Genomic DNA, 4,311 nt, shown 5'->3' with positions numbered 1-4,311 from the left:
TATGAATACATCTCGGATTCCTAAGATAGAATCTACTGGGGACATCGGTATTCGCTCCATTAAGCTCGTTCTTCGCAAAAACAAGTTTAATGAATACCGCTTGTCCCCCGTTCATGAGGAAGAGCCGTTTTGCTTTTCAGGGCCTGTTTGTCAACCAAGTACCAACGCAGAAATTGGGTTGAGAGCCTTGAAGCGTCAAGATATTGCCACCGTTGATCATGAAGTGGCTGGCGAAGGTATCCGCCAAGGCGCGGGGCAACATCGGCGGCAGGCGTCCGATCATGACGGCGGCCAGGCTGGCAAGAGCCAGAAAACTCATTGAGGAAAGCGGCTTGACCGTCAGGGAGGCGGCAGCGGCCATCAAGGTAAGCAAAACAGCCTTGTACAAGGCTTTGCGTGAGGATGGAGTGCCGACCTGCACATCATTAAATTCGGGCGTTAGCTCACTATAGGGGGTTCATCGTGGAACTGGCGCAAAAATCCGATGCCGAAATATTGGCTGTGGTCAACCCGATCATGGATAACCTCATGGACGCCTCTACGTCCATTGACTACGAGCGACATATTCGTGACTTCACGGATCGGCTCAAGTGCATCCTCTCCAAAGAGTCGCTTCGGGCAATCTGTGAGGATTACCAAAGTACCAAAGGGTTCTTTGCCAAGCGTGAGTTTGTTGCGACTTTCAGGCGTTCGGATTCCATCGCAGTCGTATGGCGTCAGTGGTTCACCAAGCAACCTGGCGAGTTCGTGGCCGAGCTGGTTTTAGTGGAAAGGGATGGCCGATACCTCGTTGATCACGTTATGGTGTTCTAAGCCGCTCGAATAGAGCAGCATAGCCTTGTATTAGCGGCGTCCCGGCTTGCTGGAAATAAGCTGCTTGGCAGCTAGGCTTTTCGGTTCTGTCTTTCAAACGACGCATAGCTACACGGCACAGGCCGTTCAAGGGCAAGCCCTGTCAGGCCCCGAGTCCTCGCCTGCGGCTGCGGGCCGCGCCAGGCCAGCCAGGGCCGCTACGCGCCCTTGAACGGCCCGCACCGCTACGCTAGTTATGCGTTAAGACGACCCGAAAAGCCCGCCACAGCGAGGTACACCCCATGAAGCAATCCACCCATCAAGTCCAACGCGCCAGCGTTCAGGCGACCCCATCCCCGAAGGCCCGCCAGGCGGCAAGCAAGGGCGACACGCGCACTGTTACCCTCAACGGTTCGCGTGTCCACATGGTTTTTGATGGCCGGCAATGGTGGAACGTGAAAGTCACGCCGCTTTGACAGCAGCGCAACCGGCTGGCCTTATTGAAAATAAAGTCATATTGGCTATTGCCTGTCCGTAGTTTATAAACTACAATACAATTTATGATGGATATTAAGCAGTCGGAGACTTACGAAAAATGGGAGGCGGGCTTAAAGGATCGTCGCGCCCGGTCTTTGATCGCTTCGCGCATCAATCGGCTGGCCGCTGGCCTGCCGGGTGATGTTGAGCCAGTGGGCGAAGGCGTCAGTGAGTTGCGTATTCATGACGGCCCAGGGTATCGGATCTATCACAAGAAGGTCGGTAATATGTTGATCCTGCTTCTATGCGGTGGCACCAAGCGTACACAGAAACGCGACATCCAACGCGCTAAACAGATAGCAAATGAATGGAGTACACAACATGGCTGAACAATTCTCGTCCTACGACCCGGCTAAGTCGTTAGAGACAGATGAAGATATCGCCGTTTTCATGGCCGACGCGCTCGAAACAGGGGATGCGTCCTACATTGCTAATGCAATTGGTGTGGTGGCTCGCGCCCGAGGCATGAGCAGCCTTGCACAGGAAACCGGGCTTTCCCGCGAGCAGTTGTACCGCTCGTTTAGCGGACGAGGCAACCCGACGCTAAAGACCACACTGGCTGTCATGAAAGCCCTAGGTGTCCAGCTCACAACAAGGCATGCGGCCTGACTCATATGGACGCTCTAAACCACCCTTACCCCGGCATTACCTTGCAGGAAGAAGTCATAGAGCCGTTGCACTTGACGGTCAGCGATGCCGCTGAAAAACTTGGCGTATCCCGCAATGCTTTTTCGCGGATGCTGAGCGGCAACGCTGCAATCAGCCTTGAGCTGGCCGTCCGGCTAGAGGCCGCGGGCGTCAGTACGGCACGTTTCTGGACGGCATTACAGTGGGAACACGACCTGGCCAAAGCGCAGCAAGCAGCCCACGTCAAAGTCGTCCGACTGATGGAGCCAATATCAGTCTAATCGTCACACAAGAGAAAAAGGTTCAGCAAAATTGTGGTGCCAATTGCAACCACAAGAATGAAAGCCACACCATGCTGAAAGCTGTCGCATTTGATGCCTTTGGCACATTAGTCGATATTTTCGACAAACGGCGCCCCTACTTAGCTGTAGCCAAGGCTGGCCAACAAATACCCACCATTTCGCCCCTGGCCCCACGGATTACCTTGGAGCAATACGCACGCCTGTGCGGAGCGCCATGGCGTGATGCTTGGTCTGCTGACCTCGCGGCGGAGTTGGCCTCCGTTGCACCATACTCCGAAACCGTCGATGTACTTGCCGCCGTGCGGTCATAGGGGTTGAAAACGGCAGTAGCTTCCAACCCTGCCTTACCCTGTGGCCAGTCTGTCATCACTCAACTCCATGCCTGGCTGGACGTGACTTGTTTTTCTTTTGACATGGGCACGGTCAAGCCGGATGCGGCATTTTTCCGGGAGCTGTGTCAGCGGCTCGACTGCGAACCCTCAGAAGTATTGATGGTTGGTGATACATGGCGATGTGACGATGCAGGTGCGACGGCAGCGGGCATGTCGGCCATGCACCTAGACCGGCGTGGCAATGCCGGCCCAGAACAGCAAGCGGTCGCCATCAACGATTTAAGGGGCGTGCTCATCTAATGATGCTTCATGTAGGCACAACGCCTCCTCTAGCCAAAGCCCTGCCACCGTGATCCAACCGACCCGTGGCGGGGCGGAGTGGTAAGAGTCAGCGCCGCAAGACGGTGATGAACAACTCATGAAGAAATGGCGACTACAGAGGATGCTGGGTTTTAGTCAATGTGGGGGGCCAGCGTACTGGGGAAGCTGGTCTTCGATTGTCTCCCATGTCGCCTTTTCGGCCACATATCTATGTTCTTTCGCCTGCTTTGAAAAAGGGGTGTCCAGAGTGCCGAGTCGGATGCCAAGTAATTCCGGCCGTTCAGTACGGAATGCGTAGATGGGAGAACCGCAGTTCGAGCAAAAAGCCCGGATCATGCCAGGCGAGGACTCGAACTCTCGCAACTCTGCAGCACCTGCGAGCAGGTGAAAATTCTTACGCATTACCGGGGCATTTGCGGCATGCGCTGAACCGCTGGCTTTGCGGCAGCTTACGCAGTGGCAGTAGCCGAAATCGCCCGGCTCTTGCGTGAGCTGGTAGTGAATTTTTTGGCAAAGACAACTTCCGTCGTACATTGGGGTACTCCCGGACATGACTCAAATACAGGCTCACGTCCAACATTACTCTTCTAGGCCGACTACGACCAGTGGTGATGAAGGACTCCCGGCCAGACCAGGCTGGTCGTAAAACGATCGTTGGCCGGACACCGCAATTTTGTCCGTTAAATGCAACTTGAGCATGTTTAACGGACAGGTTAGAACAGCGGACGTAAACGGACAGGTGAGCCTACAGAGAACGAGCTGCTGACATGAAGGAGGCGCAAGACGGCCCTGAGGCATTGATCTGGTAGCTTAGGGTGTCAACGTATCGTTAACACCATAGCGAAATATAGCTGTTGTATAGCAAAGGTTGAAACGCCTAACCTATTGATTGCTAAGGTATAGCTAGCTCAATGACAACATTGGATTAGGAATCATAATCCGCAGGTCCCCTGTTCGAATCAGGGATGCGCCACCAGAACACCTAAGCCCTTGATTTCATTCACGAAATTGAGGGCTTTTCTCATTGGGGTGAGTCATTTGGTGGGTCACTTTCCAAATGAACGTTCTTCCACGGCTCTACAAGTCGCGCCACGGCGTCTACTACTTCAGGCTCACGCAGAACAAGAAGAAGGTCCGTTGGTCGCTGAACACAAAGGACTTCTCACGGGCTAAGATTGCTGCATTAGCATTGAATCTTCGTATTGAGATGACCAGTAAGCCCTTTGACATAGACCAGCTTCGCAAACTTGAAATGGAACTTTCACCTACTGGTTGTCAACGTCGGTTGAAAACTGACCCACATTTCGTCGGAAACGTCGGAGTAAATCTGACCCACCCTGGCATCCTGGGTACTACGGTTTGATCTTTACCTGTCCCGCTTTGCGTTTGTCCTTGAGCCG

General features: G+C 53.9%; 8 protein-coding genes. 7 read left to right on the top strand and 1 reads right to left on the bottom strand.

Annotated features, from left to right (window positions below; translation table 11 throughout):
* The 7 genes from KVP10_RS21115 to KVP10_RS21085 form a co-directional block, all read left to right on the top strand.
* A partial coding sequence (locus KVP10_RS21115) for a hypothetical protein (protein ID WP_217966736.1) occupies positions 1 to 322 on the top strand: 322 nt, incomplete at its 5' end.
* 140 nt (positions 323 to 462) lie between these two features.
* Positions 463 to 813: a hypothetical protein gene (locus tag KVP10_RS21110; RefSeq protein WP_217966735.1), complete on the top strand. Its 351-nt coding sequence runs from the start codon at positions 463 to 465 to the stop codon at positions 811 to 813.
* A gap of 281 nt (positions 814 to 1,094) precedes the next feature.
* The gene (locus KVP10_RS21105; RefSeq protein WP_217966734.1) at positions 1,095 to 1,268 is read left to right on the top strand and encodes a hypothetical protein; all 174 of its coding nucleotides are present in this window, start codon (positions 1,095 to 1,097) and stop codon (positions 1,266 to 1,268) included.
* Between the two features lie 84 nt (positions 1,269 to 1,352).
* Positions 1,353 to 1,658, top strand: coding sequence for a type II toxin-antitoxin system RelE/ParE family toxin (locus tag KVP10_RS21100; protein ID WP_217966733.1), 306 nt, complete (start codon positions 1,353 to 1,355; stop codon positions 1,656 to 1,658).
* The gene (locus tag KVP10_RS21095) at positions 1,651 to 1,938 is read left to right on the top strand and encodes an addiction module antidote protein (RefSeq protein WP_217966732.1); all 288 of its coding nucleotides are present in this window, start codon (positions 1,651 to 1,653) and stop codon (positions 1,936 to 1,938) included. The genes KVP10_RS21100 and KVP10_RS21095 overlap by 8 nt, the downstream gene beginning before the upstream one ends.
* Before the next feature lie 5 nt (positions 1,939 to 1,943).
* The gene (locus tag KVP10_RS21090; RefSeq protein ID WP_217966731.1) at positions 1,944 to 2,237 is read left to right on the top strand and encodes a HigA family addiction module antitoxin; all 294 of its coding nucleotides are present in this window, start codon (positions 1,944 to 1,946) and stop codon (positions 2,235 to 2,237) included.
* Positions 2,238 to 2,572: 335 nt separating this feature from the next.
* Positions 2,573 to 2,890 (top strand): HAD family hydrolase, encoded by a 318-nt coding sequence (locus KVP10_RS21085; protein ID WP_217966730.1) that lies wholly within the window; start codon positions 2,573 to 2,575, stop codon positions 2,888 to 2,890.
* 156 nt (positions 2,891 to 3,046) lie between these two features.
* Here the strand turns inward: KVP10_RS21085 and KVP10_RS21080 are convergent, their stop codons facing one another.
* The gene (locus KVP10_RS21080; RefSeq protein ID WP_246600914.1) at positions 3,047 to 3,445 is read right to left on the bottom strand and encodes a GFA family protein; all 399 of its coding nucleotides are present in this window, start codon (positions 3,443 to 3,445) and stop codon (positions 3,047 to 3,049) included.
* Between the last annotated feature and the right edge of the window lie 866 nt (positions 3,446 to 4,311).

It is taken from the genome of Candidimonas humi, assembly GCF_019166065.1.
GTDB lineage: Bacteria > Pseudomonadota > Gammaproteobacteria > Burkholderiales > Burkholderiaceae_B > Candidimonas > Candidimonas humi.
Note: the sequence above shows the minus strand (reverse complement) of the source record. Positions and strands in the feature narration are given on the sequence as shown.